This is a genomic window from Mesorhizobium sp. CO1-1-11, assembly GCF_020164995.1.
Taxonomy (GTDB): Bacteria; Pseudomonadota; Alphaproteobacteria; order Rhizobiales; family Rhizobiaceae; genus Mesorhizobium; species Mesorhizobium australicum.
The window spans coordinates 26099-48994 of the sequence record NZ_JAIUHE010000032.1; the positions used below are offsets into that span (position 1 = coordinate 26099).

21 protein-coding genes are annotated in these 22896 nt (G+C 63.2%); 19 read left to right on the forward strand and 2 right to left on the reverse strand.

What is annotated here, in order from left to right:
• Positions 1-4: 4 nt before the first annotated feature.
• The 7 genes from LB554_RS27625 to LB554_RS27655 all read left to right on the forward strand — a co-directional run bounded on the left by LB554_RS27625 (position 5) and on the right by LB554_RS27655 (position 5727).
• Complete coding sequence (locus tag LB554_RS27625; protein WP_140725477.1) at positions 5-1024, forward strand: ABC transporter permease; 1020 nt, start codon at positions 5-7, stop codon at positions 1022-1024.
• 2 nt (positions 1025-1026) lie between these two features.
• Positions 1027-1809, forward strand: a complete 783-nt coding sequence (locus tag LB554_RS27630; RefSeq protein ID WP_015317076.1) for an ATP-binding cassette domain-containing protein — start codon at positions 1027-1029, stop codon at positions 1807-1809.
• A gap of 10 nt (positions 1810-1819) precedes the next feature.
• Positions 1820-3001, forward strand: a complete 1182-nt coding sequence (locus tag LB554_RS27635) for an aldose 1-epimerase family protein (protein ID WP_224587987.1) — start codon at positions 1820-1822, stop codon at positions 2999-3001.
• An 85-nt stretch (positions 3002-3086) separates the two neighbouring features.
• Complete coding sequence (locus LB554_RS27640) at positions 3087-4169, forward strand: fatty acid desaturase family protein (RefSeq protein WP_224588004.1); 1083 nt, start codon at positions 3087-3089, stop codon at positions 4167-4169.
• A gap of 28 nt (positions 4170-4197) precedes the next feature.
• Entirely contained in the window at positions 4198-4509 is a 312-nt protein-coding gene (locus LB554_RS27645; RefSeq protein ID WP_023769541.1) for a MocE family 2Fe-2S type ferredoxin, read from the forward strand.
• Positions 4510-4569: 60 nt separating this feature from the next.
• Positions 4570-5370, forward strand: coding sequence for a 3-methyl-2-oxobutanoate hydroxymethyltransferase (locus tag LB554_RS27650; RefSeq protein ID WP_140725489.1), 801 nt, complete (start codon positions 4570-4572; stop codon positions 5368-5370).
• Positions 5371-5427: 57 nt separating this feature from the next.
• Positions 5428-5727, forward strand: a complete 300-nt coding sequence (locus tag LB554_RS27655) for a hypothetical protein (protein WP_140725492.1) — start codon at positions 5428-5430, stop codon at positions 5725-5727.
• 7 nt (positions 5728-5734) lie between these two features.
• Here the strand turns inward: LB554_RS27655 and hutH are convergent, their stop codons facing one another.
• Together hutH and LB554_RS27665 are read right to left on the reverse strand one after the other, a co-directional pair.
• Positions 5735-7228 carry a histidine ammonia-lyase gene (gene hutH, locus LB554_RS27660; protein WP_140725495.1) on the reverse strand — a complete coding sequence of 498 codons (1494 nt, stop codon included), beginning with the start codon at positions 7226-7228 and terminating at the stop codon, positions 5735-5737.
• On the reverse strand, positions 7225-8226 hold the full coding sequence (locus LB554_RS27665; protein ID WP_224587989.1) for an ornithine cyclodeaminase family protein: 1002 nt from the start codon (positions 8224-8226) through the stop codon (positions 7225-7227). Before LB554_RS27665 ends, hutH begins: the two co-directional genes overlap by 4 nt.
• 126 nt (positions 8227-8352) lie before the next feature.
• On the opposite strand from LB554_RS27665, the gene LB554_RS27670 reads away from it, so the two are divergent.
• The 12 genes from LB554_RS27670 (at position 8353) to LB554_RS27725 (ending at position 22874) form a co-directional block, all read left to right on the forward strand.
• Positions 8353-9786 carry a DHA2 family efflux MFS transporter permease subunit gene (locus tag LB554_RS27670; protein WP_140824148.1) on the forward strand — a complete coding sequence of 478 codons (1434 nt, stop codon included), beginning with the start codon at positions 8353-8355 and terminating at the stop codon, positions 9784-9786.
• Between the two features lie 270 nt (positions 9787-10056).
• Entirely contained in the window at positions 10057-11043 is a 987-nt protein-coding gene (locus tag LB554_RS27675; RefSeq protein WP_140790364.1) for an ABC transporter permease, read from the forward strand.
• 88 nt (positions 11044-11131) lie between these two features.
• Positions 11132-12157 (forward strand): sugar ABC transporter substrate-binding protein, encoded by a 1026-nt coding sequence (locus LB554_RS27680; protein WP_015317085.1) that lies wholly within the window; start codon positions 11132-11134, stop codon positions 12155-12157.
• 89 nt (positions 12158-12246) lie between these two features.
• A complete protein-coding gene (locus tag LB554_RS27685; RefSeq protein ID WP_015317086.1) occupies positions 12247-14370 on the forward strand; it encodes an ABC transporter permease in 2124 nt (707 codons plus the stop codon).
• Entirely contained in the window at positions 14367-15422 is a 1056-nt protein-coding gene (locus LB554_RS27690) for a hypothetical protein (RefSeq protein WP_224587999.1), read from the forward strand. Before LB554_RS27685 ends, LB554_RS27690 begins: the two co-directional genes overlap by 4 nt.
• Positions 15422-16918, forward strand: coding sequence for a sugar ABC transporter ATP-binding protein (locus LB554_RS27695; protein ID WP_224588000.1), 1497 nt, complete (start codon positions 15422-15424; stop codon positions 16916-16918). The genes LB554_RS27690 and LB554_RS27695 overlap by 1 nt, the downstream gene beginning before the upstream one ends.
• A gap of 381 nt (positions 16919-17299) precedes the next feature.
• Positions 17300-17710, forward strand: a complete 411-nt coding sequence (locus LB554_RS27700) for a carboxymuconolactone decarboxylase family protein (protein WP_224588001.1) — start codon at positions 17300-17302, stop codon at positions 17708-17710.
• Positions 17711-17848: 138 nt separating this feature from the next.
• Positions 17849-18685, forward strand: a complete 837-nt coding sequence (locus LB554_RS27705) for a metallophosphoesterase family protein (RefSeq protein WP_224588002.1) — start codon at positions 17849-17851, stop codon at positions 18683-18685.
• On the forward strand, positions 18682-19839 hold the full coding sequence (locus LB554_RS27710) for an ABC transporter ATP-binding protein (protein ID WP_224588003.1): 1158 nt from the start codon (positions 18682-18684) through the stop codon (positions 19837-19839). The genes LB554_RS27705 and LB554_RS27710 overlap by 4 nt, the downstream gene beginning before the upstream one ends.
• Positions 19832-20755 (forward strand): carbohydrate ABC transporter permease, encoded by a 924-nt coding sequence (locus tag LB554_RS27715; protein WP_015317092.1) that lies wholly within the window; start codon positions 19832-19834, stop codon positions 20753-20755. Before LB554_RS27710 ends, LB554_RS27715 begins: the two co-directional genes overlap by 8 nt.
• Entirely contained in the window at positions 20752-21582 is an 831-nt protein-coding gene (locus tag LB554_RS27720; RefSeq protein ID WP_140615474.1) for a carbohydrate ABC transporter permease, read from the forward strand. Before LB554_RS27715 ends, LB554_RS27720 begins: the two co-directional genes overlap by 4 nt.
• A 26-nt stretch (positions 21583-21608) precedes the next feature.
• Positions 21609-22874, forward strand: coding sequence for an ABC transporter substrate-binding protein (locus LB554_RS27725; protein ID WP_140615476.1), 1266 nt, complete (start codon positions 21609-21611; stop codon positions 22872-22874).
• Positions 22875-22896: the final 22 nt, after the last annotated feature.

Genomic DNA, 22896 nt, shown 5'->3' on the forward strand with positions numbered 1-22896 from the left:
AAGCATGGTTCAAGCAGTCATGACAATTGCCGCAGAAGACGAAGTGCCGGGGGTGAAAGGCAGATCGCGCCTGCTGCGCTCGCCGCAATTCTCCTCCTTCGTCATCCTCCTCATTTTGCTGGCGGTATTCGCGGTCGCCGACGCCAATTTCCTGTCGCCGCTCAACATCTCCAACATGATGGCGTTCCTGCCCGAGCTCGGCATCATCGCACTCGGCATGACGCTGCTTTTGACGGCAGGCGAATTCGATCTTTCCGTCGGCGCGGTGTTTGGGCTGGCGCCGGTGGTGGTGATGCTGCTGGTGCAAAATGGCGGGGTGGATATAGGTGTCGCGCTTCTGGCCGGGCTGCTGCTTTGTATCGCGATCGGCGCGATCAACGGGCTGATCGTCACCAAGATCGGCATCTCCTCCTTCCTGGTGACGCTGTCGATGTTGCTCGTCGTACGCGGGGCAGCGCTTTACATCACGCAAGGCTTTCCGCTGAAATCCTGGGACCAGCCCGGCTTCTTCGTGACGCTGCTCGCCGGCAGCTTCAACATCGGCTCGTTTCGCTTCTACACCTCGCTGTGGTGGTTCATCGGCCTCTCGCTGTTTGCCATCTACATCCTGCGTTACGCCAAGCTCGGCAACTGGATCAGCGCCATCGGCTCCAATCGCAACGCGGCGGTGGCGCGAGGCGTGCCGGCCGATACGGTCAAGATATGGCTGTTCATCGCGACCTCGGTGCTGGCCGGCCTTGCTGGCATGATCAGTGCCTTCCGCATCTCGGCCGCCTCACCGGTGGCCGGCACCGGCTACGAGCTGGAAGTGATCGCCATGGTGGTGGTGGGCGGCACGGCGCTGACCGGCGGACGCGGCACCATCCTCGGCACCATCGTCGGCGCGCTGATGCTGCGCGCCATCCGCAACGGCATCGTACTGATCGGCGTGCCGGGGCTCGCCTACAACATCTTTGTCGGCCTCATCATCCTCGCCATGCTCATCCTGCACGCTTTGCTGCAGAAGAACGCCGCAAGGGGCTGACGATGGTGCAAGAAGTACTTCGGCTGCAGAAGCTGCAAAAGTCCTTCGGCAGCGTGCGCGCGCTGAAGAACGCATCGCTGACACTGCGGGAAGGCGAGGTGGTGGCTCTGCTGGGCGACAACGGCGCCGGAAAATCGACGCTGATCAAGGCGATCTCGGGTGTCTTCCCTGTCGATCGTGGCGACATCTTTGTACGCGGCGAAAAGGTTTCGATCCGCTCGACCCGGGATGCGATGGACCTCGGCATCGAGACCATCCATCAGGACACCTCACTGGCGCCTGATCTCAGCATCGCGCGCAATCTTTTCCTCGGCCGCGAGCCGGTCAATTTCGGCTGGCTCGGCGTGTTCGCGCCGCTCGATCTCGCGAAGCTGCGCAAAGCCGCTTCCGAACTCCTCAAGCGCGTCGGCATCTCGAAGAAACTCGACGCCGATGCGCTGGTCTCGACGCTGTCGGGCGGCGAGCGGCAGTCGATCGCCATCTCGCGCGCCATGCAGTTCGCCGCCAAGGTGATCATTCTCGACGAGCCGACCAACAATCTCGGCGTCGAGGAAACCCACGGTGTGCTGCGTTTCGTCAAGGAGGTACGCGACGCCGGCCATTCGGTGCTGCTCATCACCCACAACATCCACCATGTCTTCCAGGTCGCCGACCGCATCGTCGTGATGCGGCGCGGCGAGATCGTCGCCGAACAGACGGTCGCCGACACCGACCTCCTGACCGTGGAAAGCATCATCACCGGCGCCGACATGTCGGCCTTGCTCAAGGAGGCGAGGGCAAAGTGAAGGGCGTCGCATGGTAGAGCTATACGGCAAGACGCTGTCGCGCCGGCAAGTGGCCGAGCGGTCAGGCCAGCTGTCGCAATTCGCGGGCGTGCGGCTGATGACGCTCGGCGACGGGTTGGAGCGCGGCATCCGCATGCTCGAATTCCGCACCGGCTCGGGCCTGCGCTTCACCGCGCTCGTCGACCGGGCGCTCGACATCGCCGATTGCGACTTCAAGGGCCAGGCGATCGGCTGGCATTCGCCGAGCGGCTTTCGCCATCCGGGCTTGCACGACTATGAAGGGGAAGCGGGGCTGGCCTGGGCGCGGTCCTTCTCGGGCCTGCTCGTCACCTGCGGCCTCGACCACATTCTGGGGCGGGAAGAAGTGCCGGCCGAGAGCTACAACTATCCGGGGAAGAAGACGGTGCTTCATTCGCTGCATGGTCGTGTCGGTACCATCCCGGCGCGGCTGACCGGCTATGGCGAGCGCTGGGAGGGCGACCGCTGCGTGCTGTGGGCAGAAGGCATCGTGCAGCAGTCGGCGGTGTTTGGCGAGGATCTGCATCTCACTCGCCGCATCGAAGCCGATGTCGGGGGTAACGAGATCCGGCTTTCGGACCGTGTCGTCAACCACGGCTTCAACCGCACCCCGCATATGTATTTCTACCATGTCAATGTCAGCCATCCCTTGCTCGACGAAGGCTCCCGTTATCTGGCGCCGATCCGCGACGTCGTGTGGGCCAGCCATGCCGGCGAGCGCTACGAGGCGCAGAGTGTCGGCTATCGCACGGCGCCGGCACCGCAACGGCACTTCAGGGAGCAGGTCTGGCAGCACGAAATGGCCGCCGACGCCCATGGCGAGGTTCCGGTGGCCGTCGTCAACGACCGGCTCGGTCTCGGCTTCGAAGTGGCGACCCGCAAGGACCAGTTGCCGTGTGCCTACCAATGGCAGAATTTCCAGGCCGGGCAGTACGCGCTGGGGATAGAGCCATCGACCCACCATGTGCTCGGCGATCTCGCCGCCCGCGAGCGCGGCGAGATGATCTGGCTGGAGCATGGCGAAAGCCGGGCCTATGACGCGGTGTTCTGCGTCCTCGACGGCAAAGAGGAAATCGCTGGCGCCGAAGCCAGGATCGCGGATATCGCCCGGCAGCCCGAGCAGGATTATCCTCAGCCTTCAGAAAATTTTCCAAGACTGGCCGGCAGGACATGAGCGCGACATTTATTCAAAGCAAGCCCTCCGGCCGGCGGACCGGATTGCCAGCGCTGCGCGACGATTGGAGGCCAATTTGACGACGATGGCGAAAAAGCGCGACTACAGCCTGGTCGGCGAAAGTACCAGAACGGCGATCGAGACCGGGCTTGCCTCGGCCGAGTGGTACCACACCGACGTGCCGCGCAAGGCGATGAAGGAACTGATGCAGCGTTCCGACGGCCCGGCGATCCGCGACACCATCATCTGGATCGTCGCGATCCTGGGTTCGGCCGTGGGTATCGTCTGGTTCTGGGGTTCGTGGTGGGTGGTGCCGTTCCTGTTCGTCTATGGCGTGCTCTACGGCTCGTCGAGCGACTCGCGCTGGCACGAGTGCGGCCACGGCACGGCTTTTCGCACGCGCTGGATGAACGATGTCGTCTACCACATCGCCTCGTTCATGCTGATGCGCAATCCCGTGCAATGGCGCTGGAGCCATGCCCGCCACCACACCGACACCATCATCGTCGGCCGCGACGCCGAGATCGCGGTCATGCGTCCGCCGGACCTGTTGAAGGCGGCGCTCGCCTTCACCGGCATTCTCGACTTTCGCTATTCGCTGCCGACGCTGGTGCGGCAGGCATTCGGCACGCTATCCGACGAAGAGAAGAGCTATATCCCCGAGATGGAACAGCATAAGGCCGTGGTCGCGGCCCGGTGGCATGTCGCGATCTATGTGGCGACGATCGCCCTCGCGATCGCGCTGAGGTCATGGATACCGCTGGTGCTGATCGGCCTGCCGCGCCTCTACGGCACCTGGCACATGGTGACGACTGGCCTGCTGCAGCATATCGGGCTCGCCGACAATGTCGTCGACCATCGGCTGAACACGCGCACCGTCTACATGAACCCGATCAGCCGGTTCATCTACTGGAACATGAATTACCATGTGGAGCACCACATGTTCCCGATGGTGCCGTATCACGCGCTGCCCAGGCTGCATGAACTGATCAAGCACGATCTGCCGAAGCCCAATCCGTCCATGTGGCACGCCTACCGCGAGGTCTGGCCGGTCCTGCTCAGGCAGCTGAAATACGAGGACTATTACCTCAAGCGCGAATTGCCGCCGACGGCCAGGCCGTATCGCGGTGAGTTCCATCAGGTCGATATGTCGGCGGCGGCCGAGTAGCGACCGCGAATGTCCGCGGGAGATAGAGATGGCCGATTGGGTTGAAGCGTGCGCGGTGGACGATGTCGAGGAAGAGGATGTCATCCGCTTCGACCATGGTGGGCGGACCTTCGCGATCTATCGCTCGCCGGATGACGAGTTCTTCGCCACCGATGGTTTTTGCACGCATGAGAAGGCGCATCTGGCCGACGGGCTTGTCATGGACGACATCATCGAATGCCCCAAGCACAATGGCCGCTTCAACTATAAGACCGGCCAGGCCAAGGGCGCGCCGGTCTGCGTCAATCTCGCGACCTATCCGGTGAAGATCGAAGCTGGCAAGGTGATGATCCAGATCTGAAGCGCTGCATGATCAACCGATCCGGCACCGCGACGGCAAGCAATAGAGGGGAACGCTTTAATGAGCCGAAAGAGACCGACCGTCGCCGATTTGCGCGCCATGAAGGGCAAGCGTCAACTGACCATGCTGCGCGTGCTGACGCTGGACGAGGCCGAGGCCGCCGAACGGGCAGGGGTCGACATCGTCTCGGTGCCGCCCGAACTGGTGCTCAACCCGCGCTACCGCGATGCCGCGCCCAGCCTGTTCACCATGCCGGGCGACAATTTCTTCGAGATCGGCACCGCGGATGATTTCGTGCGCTGGGCCTTCCGGCTCTACAAGGCCGGCGCCGACGCGGTCTATTGCAGCGCGGGCTACGCCACCATCAAGAGGATGGCGGACGATGCCATTCCCGTCATAGGCCATGTCGGCCTCATTCCTTCCCGCGCGACCTGGACCGGCGGCTTCAAGGCGGTTGGCAAGTCCGCCGATACGGCGATGCAGGTGTTCGAAGCGGTCAAGCAACTGGAGGCTGCCGGTGCGATCGGCGCTGAGATCGAGGTGGTACCAGTCGAGGTGGCGAAGGCGATCTCGGAGCGCACCTCGCTGATCATGCTGTCGATGGGCGCGGGTACCGGCTGCGACGCGCAATATCTGTTCGCCGACGACATTCTTGGCCAGAACCGTGGCCACATGCCGCGCCACTCGAAGATCTACCGCAATTTCGCCGCCGAATACGATCGGCTTCAGGCGGAGCGGGTGGCGGCATTTTCCGAATATGTCGCCGACGTCAACAGCGGCGCCTATCCCGAGGACAGGCACATCGTGCATATGGACCCAGCCGAGCTAAAGCTGTTTCTGGACAAGGTAGGCCAGTCGTAAGGTCGCTTGCTGGTATCCTGTGGCCGAGCCACACGATTTTTCGGGAGCAATGCGTCAATGAAAAATGTTCAATTGATCGATGGAGCCATCAATTCGGCGTATAATATCTATGCAGTGTCGGATGAGGACTTTGAATTGATGTTTCCGAACGGTCAGGATATAGAATTCATTGAAGATTTCTTTAAGCGCGTTGGAAGTAAGAGAGGCAGACGATTTCAGGATTCCTTAAATAAGGGTCGACAAAAGAAAACTGAAGTCAACGGAATACATGGAACACTGTTTTATGGGCTGAAGTGGCAGAAGAAGCATCTCTACCCAAATAAAAAATTTTCTGATGACCCTTCGTCGGCATATTGATGGCATGTCAGAAACGGCATAAGGCCTGCCATGTGCCGCCGGTCAGCGCGGCGTAGAGTGCTTCGGCGTAGATGCCGAGAGGCCTGTCTTCCTTCAGGGTTGGGACGAGCCCGCGCACGGCTGTTTGAACCGCTGCGGTGCGTGGCGCCGGCGTCAACCCTTGACGCATATCCACGGCCTGGGCGGCGGCCATCAGTTCGAAGGCGATCAGCCGCCGCCACAGCGCGATCATGTCGGCGCATTTCGAAACCACCAGCGGCGTCTGCGTGGCGTGATCCTCCACGCCTTCCGAAACCGGCAGGAAATCGAGCATCACCGGATTGGCCTTGTGGCGGATGGCAGCCAGGATCGACGTCACCGTTTTTTGCAGCGGCACCAAACCGGCCGAGGCGCCACCGACCGGCGACAGGTATTTGGGCAGGCCGTTGCGGCCCGGGCCGGTGAGCTGGATGAAGCGGGCGGCACTGGCGGCCGCACATTGAGCGATTGCCAGGCTTAGCGTCTCGAAGGCGAGCGCCAGCGAAGCGGTGTGAAAGTTGCCGGTCGACAGCACCAGCTCGTCGTCGCTCAGAACCAGCGGGTTGTCGGCGGCGGCATTGAGTTCGGTCTCGACGGCGCGTCTTGCCTGGCCGATCGCCTCGATCAGCGCGCCATGGATCGAGGGCATGCAGCGGATCGACAGCGGGTCCTGTATGGTGGTGGGCGCGGGCGCTTCGTCGCGGGCGAGAAGATCATGCAGCGCCTTGGCGGCTGCCTGCTGGCCGGCGGCGGGCCGCGCCATGTGCAGGCGGGGGTCCAGGATGGTGCGGTTGGCGCCGAAACCTTCCATGGTCAGCGCGCCGGCCTGGTGCTGCTGGGCAAGAGCCGACAGCGCGTCCGTGACCGCAAGCGCGCCGCCGCCGGCGGAGACGGCGGAAGCGTTGATCAGCGACAGTCCATCCTTGGGCGCCAGGCCGATGGGGCCGAGGCGGGCCATCATCAGTGCCTTGACCGCTGGCATGCGCCTTCCCTGATAATCGGCTTCACCTTCGCCGATCAGCAGGCGGGCGATCGCGGTCATCAACACCAGGTCGCCGGCGCCAATCGAGCCGAGCGACGGCATCACTGGATGGACGCCGGCGTTGAGGACTTCGATCAAGGCAACGAACACGGCGGGCGACAGGCCGGAGCCACCGGCCGACAACATTGTCAGACGGGCAAGCATGGTGGCGCGCACGGCCTCGACGGGCAGCGCTTCGCCGACCGCCCCGCTGCGGCCCTCGAGTAGCTGGCGCTGGAAGGCGCTGGCGTCACCCTCGACCGATGTGCGAAGATTGGCGCCGAGCCCGGTGTTCAAGCCGTAGATCTGCTGGCCGGAGGCCGCCGCCTGGTCGAGCACCTTTCGCGCCTTCTCCAGCCTGCCGATGACATTGGCTCCGATCTCCACCTTGCGTGCCTCGCGGGCGACGGCGGCGACATCGTCGACACTGACGCCGGCCCCGGTGAGGACGAGCGCGCTCATGCGAAGCGCAGCCTTTGGCCGATGCCTTGCGCCTGCGCCTTGGCCAGCATCGCCTTGCCGAGCGCAATGTCGGACAGCGACAGGCCGCGATGCCAGAAGAGGATGGTTTCGTCGTCGCTCTGCCGTCCCGGCCTGAGGCCAGCGGCGATCTGGCCGAGTTCGGCATGCAGCGTCGTCTCGCTCAGTCGCCCGGTCTCGACATGCGCACGCAGCGAGCCGAACTTGCCGCCCTTGCACTGGCCCCAGTCGTCGACGACCATCTTCTGCATGATGTCGGTCAGCGACAGCTCCACGGCGCTCATCGTGCCATAGGGAACGACAAGCGCGCCCGGCTTGATCCATTCTGTCTTCAGCAGCGGCTGCGGCTCGGGCAGGCGCGAGGCTTCGACTACGATGTCGGCGCCCTTGACGCAACTCTCCCAGTCGGCGACCGCGGTGACGGGCTTGCCGAGGTCGGCGGAGAGTTTTGCGGCAAAGCCATCGCGGCTTTCTGGGCGACGCGAATGGACGCGGATCTCATCGAAATCGAAGAGATGGTCGAGCAGGCGCACATTCCAGTACGCGGTGCCGCGCGCGCCGATATGGGCGAGCACCTTCGCGTTGTTGCGCGCCAGGTGCTTGGCGCCGATGGCGGTGACGGCGCCGGTGCGCATGTCGGTGATGACCGTGGCGTCGAGAATGGCGCGCGGCGTGCCGGTGCGTGGATCGAACAAATTGAGGATGCCGAATTCCGAGGGCAGGCCGTGAAGATAGTTGTCGACATAGTCGCCAACGATTTTCACGCCGGCCGTATCGAGCGGCGCGACGTAGCCGCGCAAGACATTGAAATGGCCGTGGAAGGATGGGTCGGGTTCGAGGTGGACACGCGGCTCGATCACCGTCTGGCCCTTGCCTTGCGCAACGAGCCCGGCCTCGACGGCGTCGATGATCTCGCCATCGGCCATGGCAAGCGCTTCGATGTCGAGGGCGTTGAGGTAGTCGATATAGATAGGCTTCATGCGCGCACGGTTCCTGTTGTTTAAGACCGAGGCCCATTCATTCCATAACAGGCGGCGATACGACACGAAAGTTTGTTGGTCCATCTCTGGACGCAGTTGGCTAAATGTTGTTGAAACCGACCCGACATGACGGCCATTCCCGAAAATGAAGCCTTGCCCGAGACAGCCACGAATTCGCGGCGCGTGGCGCTGATCGTCGCCATCGCCTTCTTCATGCAACTGCTGGATTCGACGATCATCTCGACGTCGCTGCCGCAGATGGGCGCTTCCTTCGGCGTGCCGGCGGTGGCGATGAGCATCGGCATCACCGTCTACATGCTGACCATGGCCGTGTTCGTGCCGCTGTCGGGGTGGCTCGCCGACCGGTTCGGCGCGCGTAACATCTTCCTCGCAGCCATCGCGCTGTTCACGCTGGCGTCGCTCGCCTGCGGCTTCTCTGGAAATTTGACCGAATTCGTCGTTGCCCGTGCCGTGCAGGGCCTGGGCAGCGCCTTGATGACGCCGGTCGGCCGCATCCTGGTCCTGCGCAACGCGTCGAAATCCGAATTGCTCAACGCCACGGCGCTTATCACCTGGCCGGCGCTCTTCGCGCCCGTGGTCGGCCCGGTGCTTGGCGGTTTCATCACCACCTATCTGTCCTGGCACTGGAATTTCTTCATCAACATCCCGCTCGGCGCGATCGGGCTGGTGTTGGTCGCCCGCTTCATACCGGGTGATCGTGAAGCCGATCCCAAGCCGCTCGACTGGCCGGGGTTTTTCCTGACGTCGCTGGGGCTCGCCTGCCTGCTCTATGGCCTTGAGCGCATCGCGCATCCGGAGGATGGGGCCTTGCCTACGGTGGGGCTGATCGCGGCGGGGATCCTCGTCGGCTGTCTAGCGGTGCGGCATCTGCGCCGCGCGCCGCATCCGCTGCTCGACCTCTCCTCATTCAAGGTGCAGACCTTCGCCATCTCGACGCTTGCGGCCGGCACCATCTTCCGGGTGGCGATCAACGCCACGCCGTTCCTTTTGCCGCTGCTGTTCCAGGTCGGCTTCGGCCTATCGCCCGTCGATGCCGGCATGATGATCCTGGCCTATTTCCTCGGCAATCTCGGCATGAAGACGGTGACGACGCCGACGCTGCGTCGCTTCGGCTTCCGCTCGGTGATGGTCGTCAACGGCATCATCGCCTCGGTGTCGATCATGGCCTGCGCGGCGATCTCGCCGCAGACGCCGCAGCCGCTGGTGATGGCGCTGATGCTGATCGCCGGCCTGTCGCGCTCGATGCAGTTCACCGCGCTCAACACGCTGGCCTTCGCCGATATCGCCGCCGCGCAGCGTAGCTCCGCGGCGACCTTGTCCTCGATGCTGCAGCAAGTGGCGATGCTGTTCGGCGTCGCGGTGGCGGCGGCGATCCTCAACCTGTCGCAGATCGCGAGAGACCGGCCGGCGCTCGACCTCGTCGATTTTCGAGCAGCCTTCCTGCTGATCGGCATTATCGGGCTGGTGGCGTCGTTTCGTTTCCTGGTGTTGCCGAGAGGTGCCGGCGCCGAGGTCTCCGGCCATGTTGCCGGGAACTGAAATCGAATTTTCCGCCAGATCGCAGGGTTAAATTCCGTCTTCGCCTTTCGCCTTGGTGTTGTGCTTCGCCAAGCGCCGAGGCGGCGCAAACAATGGCCAAAAGTGCAGGAGTTTCCGGGCATTGCGCCAGATTCGGCAATCAATGCGTCCACTTTGCGAATCTCATCGCCAGCCCACGTTTTGAACGCGGATTCATTTGACGAAGCGGCGTTGAGCCGATTAGCTTTCTCTCCAGGGGTGGCAGCGCTGCCACCGGGGTGAAAGCAGACAATGAACATGGCCGGCTGGCTGAACTTCAGAAGCCTGAATCAGGAAGGCATTGTCTTTGCCATAGCGGTGGTGCTGTTCGTTGCCGCGGCTATAGGCCTGCCAGGCTTCATCGATGCCAACAATCTGGTCGCCATTATCCGCTCCGTCTCGGTGCTGGGTATACTGGCGCTGGGCATGGCTGTCGTCATCATCGGCCGCGGCATCGACCTGTCGGCGGTTGCGATCATGGCCATGTCGGTTGCCTGGTACCTGCAACTGCTCAACAGCGGAACGCCGGACGGGCTCGCCTTCGCCTATGTGCTGGCCGGCGTGCTCGCCATCGGCCTGCTCAACGGCTTTCTCGTCGCCTACGCCGATGTGCCGGCGATCTTCGTCACGTTGGCGACCGGCTCCTTCGTCTTCGGCTATGTCCGTTCGCAATTGATCACGCAAGACGCCGTGCCAGTGCCGCAGGGCCATTGGGTGGAACTGCTCGGCGGTCTGCGCTTTCTCGACGTCCCGATCGAGGTGTTCGTCTTCGCCGGGCTCGCCTTCCTGTTCTTCCTGTTCCTGCGCTACACCAAATGGGGCCGCTACATCTATTTCGCCGGCGACAATCCGGTCGCGGCGCGCAATATCGGCATTCCGGTGCGGCCGATGCTGGTCCTGCGTTACGTGCTCTCGGCATTCGTCGCCCTGATCGCCGGCCTTTTGACCGCGGCCAGCCTGCATTCGATCAACACGCGTGTCGTCAATTCGACGCTGCTTTACGACATTGTGCTGGTGGCGGTGATCGGCGGCATCGGGCTGTCGGGCGGGCGGGGCGGGGTGCGCAATGTGCTGGTCGGCGCCGCGCTGATCGGCATCCTGCTCAACGCCATGACCATCATCGACATTCCGCTGCTCTACCAGAACCTGATCAAGGCGGCGATCCTGCTCGGCGCCATCATCGTCGACGGCATCATCAATCCGCGCGACGAACAGACCGCGCAACAAGGTGACATTTAGAGCAGATGGGCTAGCCCATCTTGCTCTGGGGTACCCGGTCCGATCGGGACGATCGGCCGGCAATGAAAACCGAACCAGAGGATGAGACATGAAACTGATCAGAACACTCATGGCGGCGGCCACGGCGCTGGCCGTCACCGCCTTCGTGGCGCCGACCTTTGCCGCCGACGATCCAGGCCCCGCTGCCTATGCACAAGCGCTGAAAGGCAAGCGCGTCATGCTGGTGCCGCTGGCGATGGGCTTCGACCTGGCGCAGGGCTGGGCGCATTATCTGAAGAAGGAGGTCGAAGCCTGGGGCGGCACGTTCGAAACGCGCGATCCCAACTGGGTCGTCGATGCCGGCGCGCAGGCGATCACCGACGCGATCTCGTCCGACACCAGACCTGATGTGCTGATCATCCATGCGCCGGACCTCAACTCCTATTCCAAGCTTATGAAGAAGGCGCAGGCCGCCGGCACCTATGTGATCCTGGTCGACAATCCGGCGAATTTTCCCGCCGATGCTTTCGTCGGCAGCGACTGGGACCGGCTCGGCCAGCTCGAGGCGGAAGCCGCGATCAAGGGCTGCGGCGAGAACTCGTCCAAGAAGATCGGGCTGGTGCAGGGCGACCAGGCCAACTCCTCCAGCCTTTACCAATATGCCGGCATCATGAAGGTGCTGGACAAGCATCCCGACTTCAAGGTCGTGGCCAAGCCCGATTCCAACTGGGATGCGACGACCTCGCGCAACGTGACCACGACCATGCTGCAGCAGAACCCGGACATCTGCTCGATCATCGACTTCTGGGATGGCGATGCCACCGGCGCGTCGGCCGCGATCCGCGACGCCAAGCTCGACGGCAAGGTGTTTTTGGTCACCACCGGCGGCGGCGAAAAGGCGGCCGATTGCGACAAGCTGAACGACGGCACCTACGGCGCCGTGGTGATGACCGATCTTGCCCGCCAATCGGGCGACATGAACGCCATCATCAAATTCCTGCTGCAGAGCGGCCAGCCAGCCGGCACCTCCCACACCTACATCTACACGCTGGAGAAGGCGACGACCAAGGCCGACCTCAAGCCCGACAGCTGCTGGGACCTGAAGGCGCTGCAGGCCGAAGCAGCGGCGAAGTAAGCTGATCGTCTGCAACCGATATCGACGAGGTGGCCGGATCGTCCGACCACCTCTTTCTCTTGTGGCCCAGACCTGGCAGCAGTGACCCGATGAGCTTTCGCGAACGCCTCCAGTCCTGGCGCTACAATCTCGTGCCCGACCACCTCGTCGGCGAGATACTGACCAAGCGCTGGACCGACAACGCCATTCCCTTCCTGGCGCTGGTGGTGACGTTGGCGACCTTCGGCTCGATCATTCCGGGCTTCTTCAAGCTTTCTTCCCTGCAGGAATCGACGCGCCAGCTCGGCGAGTTTTCGATGGTCGTCACCGGCATGACGGTGGTGATGCTGGGCGGCGGCATCGATCTCTCGGTCGGTTCGATCTTCGCGCTGTCCTGCTTTTCCGCCGTCTATGTCTTCTTCATCCTCGAACAGTCGATCTGGCTGGCGCTGGCCGCCTCGCTCGCCACCGGGTTGGTGTTCGGCGCGATCAACGGCTACCTTGTCGGCTATCTCAGGCTGCGTGCCTTCCTTACCACGCTGGTGACCTTCATCTTCGGGCGGGCGCTGTTCGATATCCTGGTCACCACCTATGCAGCCGATGTGCAGCTTTCGACCGCTACATCAGACGTGCTCGATTTCATCGGCGACAGCACTTTCTGGGGCCTGTCCGTCTCGGTGTGGCTGGCGATCATCCTCGCCATCGTCACCCATATCGCGCTGACGCGCTCGCGGCCGGGCTGGCACGTGCTGGCAGTTGGCGGCTCCCGGCGTTCGGCGCACAATGCCGGCATCCGGGTGCGCCGTACCGTGTTCATGACCTATGTCTTTTCCGGCTTCTGCGCCTCGATCGGCGGCTTTCTCATCGCCTGCCGCCTGAGCGGGGCGGGGCCAGGCACCGGCCTCAACCTCGAGATCATGGCGCTGACGGCGGCGGTGGTCGGCGGCGTCAGCCTCGGCGGCGGGCGCGGCTCGGTGATCAAGGGGCTGATGGGCGCCATCATCGTGCTGACCATGACCAACGGGCTGATCCGGCTGGGCTATGGCACCGGTACCAACCAGATGGTGCTCGGCATCATGCTGGCGGTGGCGGTGACCATCGACATTCGCTGGCTCAAGAACCGCCACAAGGTGCTGAACGAGGTCTATGTCGCGCCGGTCTATCTCAGGATGGGCGAAACCCAGTCCGCGGTGCCGGGCTCGGGCACGCCTTACGCGCTCGACAACCGGCTGTCGGCGGCCGACCATATCGGGCTCGGCGAACTGGAAGGGCCGGAAGACGTCATCCTCGACCGCGACGACAATCTCTATTGCGGCACGCGCCATGGCGAGATCGTTCGCTTCTTCGCGCCGGATTATGTCAGGTCGGAGGTGTTCGCCCATATTGGCGGTTTTCCGCTGGGCTTGGCCTTTGACAAAGGGGGCAATCTGATCAGCTGCGTCGGCGCGATGGGGCTCTATTCCGTCTCTCCGGATCGCGCGGTCAAAAGGCTGTCGGCCGAGACGTCGCGCTCCTGGACCTCGATCGTCGACGATGCGCGGCTGCGCGATCCCAATGATTGCGATATCGCGCCGGACGGCCGCATCTATTTTACGGACTCGACCAAGCGCTATGACGCGCATGACTGGGCGCTGGACTCGATCGAGAACCGCGCCACCGGCCGCCTCCTGGTCTACGATCCCAGGGATGGGTCGACCAGGACGCTGCTCGACGGCTACCGTTACACCAATGGTGTCTGCATGGCGCATGATGGCAAGTCGCTGTTCTTCGCCGAAAGTTGGGCCTGCCGGGTGCATCGCTATTGGCTGGAAGGGCCGAAGGCGGGCACCGCCGAATGCGTCATCCGCGACATGCCGGGCTATCCCGACAACATCAACCGCGCGTCGGACGGCAATTACTGGATGGCGTGGCTGGGCATGCGCACGCCGAGCTTCGACCTGTCGTTGCGCCACCCCGACATGCGCAAGCGCATGACGCGCCGGCTGCCGCAGGACGAATGGCTGTTCCCCAACATCAACACCGGCGGCGTGGTGAAATTCAACGAGAAGGGCGGCATCGTCGAGGCGATGGGCGACTTGACGGGCGGCGCGCACCCGATGGTCACCTCGATGCGCGAGCACAAGGGATATCTGTTCGTCGGCGGCATTCTCAACAATCGCATCGGCCGCTACAAGGTTTCCGGCGCCGACCCGAACTGGACCAGCTCCGCCTCGTATTGGGGAGCGCAGCCATGATCCTCGACCCGATCCTGGATATGTTTCGTGGCAAGGCGGTGACCATCCCGCCGCTCGACGGCGCCTTCCGTCCCAACACGCGGCTGGATGAGGCGCCTGCGTTTGCTGAACTGACCGAGCCGGACAATTTGCTGGTTGCCGATGGGCGGCTGCTGGCCTCCAGCGGCAACGCCATCTATTCGCTCGCCGCCGACACTGAACCGAAGGTTGTCGAGACCTTTCCTTCCCCAATCACGGCGCTGGCTCTGTCGCCATCGGGCCAACTGACGGTGGGGCTCGAAAGCGGCAAGCTCTTGATATCAGGCAAGGAGGTTTCGCCGCCGGCTGGTATCAGCTGCATAACAGCACTTGCCTATGCCGAGGACGGCGCGCTGTGGCTGGCCAACGGGTCGGCCGAGCATACGCCGTCGCAATGGGCCGCCGATCTGATGAAGAAGGGCGCGTCCGGTTCGCTTTGGAAACGAGACGGGGCAGGTGGCGAGTTCCGCAAGATAGCCGGCGGGATCGCCTTTCCCTACGGGCTCCAGCCCCTTGGCAGGGATGTGCTGGTGAGCGAGAGCTGGCGTCACCAACTCGTGCGCTTCGATGGCGCGACCGGCAATCGCTCGACCGTGATGACGCATCTGCCCGGCTATCCCGCTCGGCTGTCGCCGGCCGGCGATGGCGGGGCGTGGCTGACCTTATTCGCGCCACGCAACCGGCTGATCGAATTCGTGCTGCAGGAAACGCACTACCGCCAGGACATGATCGACCAGGTGCCGCCGGCTTACTGGATCGCGCCGGCGATGGCCTCCAGCCGCAGCTTCCTCGAACCGCTGCAATGTGGCGGCATCAGAACCATGGGCATCCACAAGCCGTGGTCGCCGAGCCGTTCCTACGGGCTGGTGGTCAAGCTCGATCAAAACATGCAGCCGCAATTCAGCCTGCACAGCCGCGCCAACGGCACGCGCCACGGCATTTGCAGCGTGGTGGAAAAGGGCGGCCAGCTGTTCATCGCTTCCAGGGGTGGCGATTGCGTGCTGGCCGTCGACCTCGCCTCGGGAGGTTTCTGATGGAACCAATTATTCGCCTCGAAAACGTCACCAAGAATTATCGCGGCGTTCCGGCAGTCAAGAACGTCAGCTTCGAACTGCGCAAAGGCGAAATCCACGCACTGCTCGGCGAGAACGGCGCGGGTAAATCGACACTGACCAAGATCATCGCTGGCGTCGTCGATGCCACATCCGGCAGGATGTTCCACAAGGGCCGGGAGATCGCCTACGCTTCGCCGCATGCCGCACTCGAGGCCGGCATCGCCATGGTGTTCCAGGAGACCAGCCTGGTGCCGTCGATGACGGTGGCGCAGAACCTCTATCTCGGTACTGAAAAATTCCTCAACCGGCTGCGCGGCACGTATATTTCAGCACAGCAATTCCTGCAGTCGCTGAATTTTCCGGTCGATCCGAACGCCATGGTGGCGACGCTGGGCGCGGCCAAGCGGCAGATGGTCGAGATCGCGCGCGCCGTGCACCACAAGGCCGAGATCATCATCTTCGACGAGCCGACGGCGACCCTGACGCCGGAGGAGAAACGCCATTTCTTCGCGCTGATCCGGCGGCTGAAGGCGAACGGTGTCTCGATCGTCTTCATCAGCCACGCGCTGGAAGAGGCATTGATGATTGCCGACCGCATCACCATCCTGCGCGACGGCGAGCTGGTCATCACCGACGACACGCCGGCCTTCGACCGCGACAGGATCGTCGCCGCCATGGTCGGGCGCACTTTGTCGGGGCAGATCTACCGCCAGCGCCACGAAGCCAAGCTGCGCAAGGCGGGCCGGAAAGTGCTGTCGGTGCAGGACATTTCGATGAGCAATGTCGTGCGCAACAACTCCTTCTCGATCTTCGAGGGCCAGATCACCGGCGTGTTCGGCCTGATCGGCTCCGGCCGCACCGAGACCTTCAAGATCGTGTCGGGCATCTACAAGCGCGATTTTTTGCGCGGCGGTACAATCGAACTCGACGACAGGCCGGTGCGCTATCTCGTGCCGAGCGAAGCGGTGGCGGACGGCATCGTCTATGTCACCGAGGACCGCAAGAGCGAAGGCATCTTCGAGACGATGAGCATCGCCGAGAACCTGTTTGGTGGCCTGCTGGCGGCCGGCCGTGAAAAGGCCTGGGTGATCAACCAGCAGGAGATGCACGCGCTATCGGCCGAGTGGACGAAGACGCTCAACATCAAGGCGATCAACGACAATGCGCGCGTGGTCGAACTCTCCGGTGGCAACCAGCAGAAGGTGGTGATCGGCAAGGGGCTGGTGCAGCAGCCGCGCATCGTCATTTTCGACGAACCGACGCGCGGCGTCGATGTCGGCGCCATCGCGGAGATCCACCAGATCATCAACCGGCTGGCCGACGAGGGCTTGGCCGTGGTGGTGATCTCGTCCTATTTGCCGGAGATCATGAACCTGTCGGATCGGATACTCGTCTGCCGGCAAGGCCGCATCGTCGAGGAGTTTTCTCCGGCGGAGGCCACGGAGGAGAAGATCATGTACGCGGCGGTGCACTAGGGGGCGGGGAAGGCGGATGATCGCACCGTTGGATGGAACACCGGAGGTTAGCCGCCTCATCCGCCATTTCGTCATCCACGGGCGGAGCAAGGAGCGCAGCGACGCGGCGCAGACCCGAGGATCCATGCCGGGGCTCGGAAGCGCTGCTACGGTGCGGAATTTCGCTCTGCTGCACACTTCGATAGACGTCACGGAATGGATCCCAGGGTCTCCGCGACGGCGCTTCGCGCCTGCTTCGCCCAGGGATGACGAAGTTTAGTGCTTCGGCAAATCTGCAAACGCTTTTGCGCATCGAAAACTGAACCAGAAAAGCCGGTTTAGCCCCTTTGCTCGAGACCTGAATCAACGACCTGATCCACCGAGCCAACGAAAGGAAACGCCATGGCCACGACAAAACTCCTGAGCGATGCCGAGGTGGAAATAATCCCGGCCGTGAAGGCCGTGTTCGACGACATCAGGGCGACGCGCAAATCGGATTTCGTCAATAATTTCTGGCGTGGGCTGGCCAATGATCCGCCGGCACTGAAGCGGATCTGGGAGCAGTTGAAGGTCGTGATGGTCGCCGACAGTGCCATCGATCCGCTGACCAAGGAGATGATCTACATCGCGGTTTCGACCGCCAATGGCTGCTCCTACTGCGTGCATTCGCACACGGCGGCGGCGCGCGCCAAGGGCATGACAGACGCGCAGCACGGCGAACTTGTGTCGATCATCGGGCTCGCCGGCCAGACCAATCATCTGGTCACGGCCATGCAGATCCCGGTCGATCCGCAATTCGAGGTGAAAAGCTAGCCGTCAGCCAGCCTATCGGCATGGCGGGGAACATTTGTCCCCAGCCTGTTAAGGAAGTGACATGTAACGGCACTAAGGAGACCCACGCGAAGTCGCGCCGGTGGGTTCCCGGCAGCCGGCTCTCGCAGTGGAGCCGGCATGAAAATCGTCCAGATCACCGATACCCATTTCAGCCCCACCAAGCCGCATTTCAACGGCAATTGGGAGCCGCTGGCCGCCTGGATCGCGCAAAGCGGTGCTGACCTCGTCATCCACACCGGCGACCTCAGCGTCGATGGCGCCGACAAGGATGCCGACATCGGCTTCTGCATGGAGCTGATGCGGGAGATTTCGGTCCCGATGCTGCTGGTGCCCGGCAATCACGATGTCGGCCATCTGCCGGGCTCCTTGCAGCCGGTCAATGCGGAACGCCTCGAGCGCTGGCGCCGGCTGGTTGGTCCCGATTTTTGGACGGAGGACGCCGGAAACTGGCGATTTATCGGTCTCGACAGCCTGCTGATGGGCTTTGATGATGCCGAGGAAGAGGCCCAGTTCGAATGGCTGCGTGCGGCGCTGGAAAGCCGTGGCGGCCGGCGCGTCGCGCTCTTCGCCCACAAGCCGCTTTTCATCGACGCGCCCGGCGAAGGTGACACCGGTTACTGGAGCGTCCGCCCAGCACAGCGGCAACGCCTCTACGATCTGATCGGTGCCCATGACGTCGCGCTTTTCGCCAGCGGTCACCTGCACCGGGCATGGCAAGGCAAATACGAAAACACCGCGCTGGTCTGGGGTCCGTCGGCCGCCTTTGTCGTCGGCGACATGGAGCGCGACATGCCGGGCGAGCGGCTGCTCGGCGCCGTCATGCATGAATTCGACGACACGGTCGCCAGCGAGATCGCCGCCATACCCGGTATGACCGTCCACTATTTGGATGACGTGGTTGCCGAGGTCTACCCGCACGAGGCGCACAAGGTCCGCAGGAAAGTCGCGTCATGAGCGCGCTCTCGCTCCGCGGCTTGAACAAGTCCTTTGGCGGCAATGCCGTCCTGAACGGCGTCAGCCTCGATGTCAAAGCGGGCGAGTTCATCGCCCTGGTCGGCCCCTCGGGCTGCGGCAAGAGCACCTTGCTGCGCATTCTTGCCGGGCTTGATCATGCCGACAGCGGCGAGATATTCGTTGCTGGCAAGGACATGTCGGCGGTCGCCGCGGCCGATCGCAACATCGCCATGGTGTTCCAGTCCTACGCGCTCTACCCGCATCTGACGGCCGGCCAGAACATCGCGGTTCCCTTGGCCATGAAGCGGCTGAGCCGGACGCAGCGCCTGCCGCTGGTCGGCTCCGCATTGCCGGGCCAGAAAGAAATCCGCGCTGGCATTTCGCGGGATGTCCGCGAGATGGCGACGGTACTCAAGATCGATCATCTGCTCGACCGCAAGCCTGGTCAGATGTCGGGCGGGCAGCGGCAGCGTGTCGCCCTGGCGCGCGCCATGGTGCGGCGCCCCTCGATCTTCCTGATGGACGAGCCGCTTTCCAACCTCGACGCCAATCTGCGGGTGCACGCCCGTGGCGAGATCGTCGAACTGCACCGCCGCGCCGGCGTGCCGACGCTCTATGTGACGCATGACCAGGCCGAGGCACTTTCGATGGCCGACCGGGTGGCGGTGATGATCGGCGGCAATCTGCTGCAACTCGCCGCGCCCGAGGCGATCTACAACGATCCGGCCCATATCGAGGTCGCCCGTTTCGTCGGCCAGCCCAGGATCAACATCATACCGGCACTTGCCGAAAATGGCCGTGTCAGCTTCGAAGGCATCCGGTTGGCCCTGATGGAGAAGGTGGCAAACGGCCCGGTCAGCGTCGGCATCAGGCCCGAATTCGTCAAACTGTCTCCCAGTGGGCGGAGCGGCCTTGCCGGGCGGATCGAGCGCCTCGAATTCCTCGGTTCGGAAGTCATTGCCCATTGCCGGCTCGATGCGACCGGCGACATCGTCATCGCCAAGCTGGCGCCGCACGAGGCGAGGGACCTGATTGCGGGAATGCCGGTGGGTATCCTCCTTCCACCCGAGCATGCCATGGTCTTCGGGCCGGAGGGAAAGCGGCTGCGCACGGCGAGCGCCGCGCCCGCACGCCAGGAGCCGGCCTATGTCTAGCGTCGCGCTGGCTGGCAATATCCCGAGCGCCGCGGCTCTCCACAGGCGCAGCGAGGACCGCACCGCCTGGCTGCTGGCGGCCCCGGCGATCGTGCTCTTGCTGCTGTTCGTGCTGCTGCCGGTGGTCGCCGTCATCTTCCTCGGCTTCACCGATTTCGAACTCGGTTATGGCAAATTCCGCCTGGTCGGCTTCGAGAATTACGCGCATCTCCTGACCGACCGCACCTTCCGCAAATCGCTGTGGAACACATCGGTCTATACGGCGATCGTCGCACCGGTCTCGATCGTGCTTGGCCTTGGCGTCGCCTTGCTGATCGAAGGCGAACCTCGGGCGCGCGGTTTCTTCCGCACCGTCTATTTCCTGCCGGTCGCATCGCTGATCGTCGCCATGGCGACAGTCTGGCAATATCTCTTCCACCCGACCATCGGGCCACTCAACGCGCTGCTTGCGCTGGTCGGCATTCCTGGCCCGAACTGGCTCGGCGCCTCCAGCACCGTGCTCTACAGCCTGTCGATCATCGGCGTCTGGCAGTCGGTCGGCTTCAACATGGTGCTGTTCCTGGCTGGCCTGACGGCGATCCCGCGCGAGCTCTACGCCGCTGCTCACGTCGATGGCGCGAAATCGGCGCTCGACCGGTTTTTCCTGGTCACCTGGCCGATGCTCGGGCCGACGACGCTGTTCGTCGTCACGATCAGCATCACCAATGCGGTGAAGGTCTTCGAAACCGTGAAGATGCTGACCGATGGCGGGCCCAACAAGGCCTCCGAAGTGCTGCTGTTCACCATCTACCAGGAAGGCTTCGTCTACCTGCGCGTCGGCTATGCCTCGGCAATGACCGTCGTCTTCCTTGCGATCCTGGTCGTGCTGATGCTTCTCCAATACCGCGTACTCGACCGGCGGGTGCATTACACATGACCAGCCTGCCTGCCGGCCGCATCATCCGTTTCGCGCTGCTTTCGCTGGGCGCGTTGATGATCCTCGCGCCTTACATCTTCATGATCTCGACCGCGGGCAAGACGCAGAGCGACATCTTTACCTCGTCGCTGTCGCTCGTCCCCCAGCATTTCTACTTCGCCGAGAATTTCGCCAAGGCGCTGAGCAAGGTGCCGATGGCAACGCTGCTGTGGAACGGCGTCGTCGTGTGCGGCCTGATCTTCTTCTTCCAGGTGCTGGTCGCGATTCCCTGCGCCTACGCCATGGCCAAGCTGAAATTCCGTGCCGCGCGGCTGATGATGGTGCTGGTCATGCTCGGCCTGCTGGTACCGATCCATGCCACGGCGCTGCCGCTCTATGTCGCCTTCGACAGGATGTCGCTGCTCAACAGCTACACCTCGCTGGTGGCGCCGTTCACCATCTCGGTGTTCGCGATCTTCATGTTCCTGCAGTTCTTCCGCGCCATGCCCGACGACCTCATCCACGCGGCAAGGCTCGACGGCATGTCCGAGCTCGGGATCGTCGCGCGAGTCATCGTCCCCAATGCGTGGCCGGCGGTCACTGCCTTCGCGATCTTCTCGGTGGTCGCCCACTGGAACGATCTCTACTGGCCGCTGATCGTCGTCAGCAAGCAGGCCTACGCCACGCCGCCACTCGGCCTGATGTATTTCCGCGCCGCCGAGGCCGGCGACGACTACGGCGCGCTGATGGCCGCCACGCTGATCATCACCCTTCCACTCGTCGTTGCCTTCCTGTTCGCACAGAAGCGCTTCGTCGAAGGCATCACCATGACCGGTCTCAAAGGCTGACCGGGCCAACAAGGAGCAACGAGGCAATGAAGCATATCTCCAGGATTTTTGCCGCGGCGGCGGTGTCGCTGGCGACAGCCCTTCCGGCCTATGCCGACACGACGCTGACGGTCCATTATCCGATGCCCGGCTTCTTCAAGAACGTGATGGACACGATCTCGAAGAAGTTCATGGAAGAAAATCCCGACATCAAGATCCAGTTCGCCAGCCCGTCCGCCACTTATGAGGAAGGCATCCAGACCATCCTTCGCCAGGCCGGCACCGACGAAATGCCCGACATCACCTTCATCGGTCTCAACCGTCTGCGCATGCTCAACGAACGCGACGTCGCCGTCGATCTTGGCCCGCTGGTCAAGAAGGAAGGCAACATGGCTGAGCTCGGCTTCTCCGACACGATCCTGAAGCTGGCGCAGGTCAACGGCAAGCAGGTCGGCCTCGCCTTCGCCACTTCGAACCCGATCATGTACTACAACGCCGACCTGGTGAAGGCCGCCGGCGGTGATCCGGACAATCCGCCCAAGACCTGGGACGAGGTCATCGCGCTCGGCGGCAAGATCAAGGCGCTCGGCAATGGCGTCGACGGCATCGACTTCCGCTGGCAGGGCGATGACTGGATGTTTTCGGCGCTGCTGTTCGGCGCCGGTGGCAAGATGCTGAACGAGGACGAAAGCAAGGTCGCCTTCAACGGGCCGGAGGGCGAGAAGGCAGTCGAGATCCTGCAGCGGATGGTGAAGGAGGGCGGCATGCCGGTCTTCACCAAGCCGGCTGGCGAGCAGGCGTTCGCGGCCGGCAAGGTTGGCTTCGAGTTCCAGACCACCGGCGCGCTGGTCAACACCATCAAGAACGTCGGCGACAAGTTCACGCTGCGGACGGCCAAGATCCCGCTGATCGATCCGGCCAACGGCCATCTGCCGACCGGCGGCAATGCCGTGGTCATCCTGACCAAGGATTCCGCCAAGCAGGACGCCGCCTGGAAATTCGCGAAATTCGCCGCCGGCCCTTATGGCGCGTCGGTCGTCGTGCCCGGCACCGGCTATGTCCCCAACAATGAACTCGCGGCGAAATCGCCGGAATATCTCGGCGACTTCTACAAGAAGAACCCGCTGTTCCAGGCCGGGCTCAGCCAGATGCCGCTGATGGTTCCGTGGTATGCCTTTCCGGGGACCAACGGTGTGAAGGTGACGCAGACCATCGTCGACAATCTGTCGCGGATCGTCGACCAGTCGGCGACGCCCACGGAAGCGCTCACCGACGCGGCAAGCGACGTCGAAGGCATGCTGCCGACGCAGTAAGGACTTGCCAGGGCATCGGCCC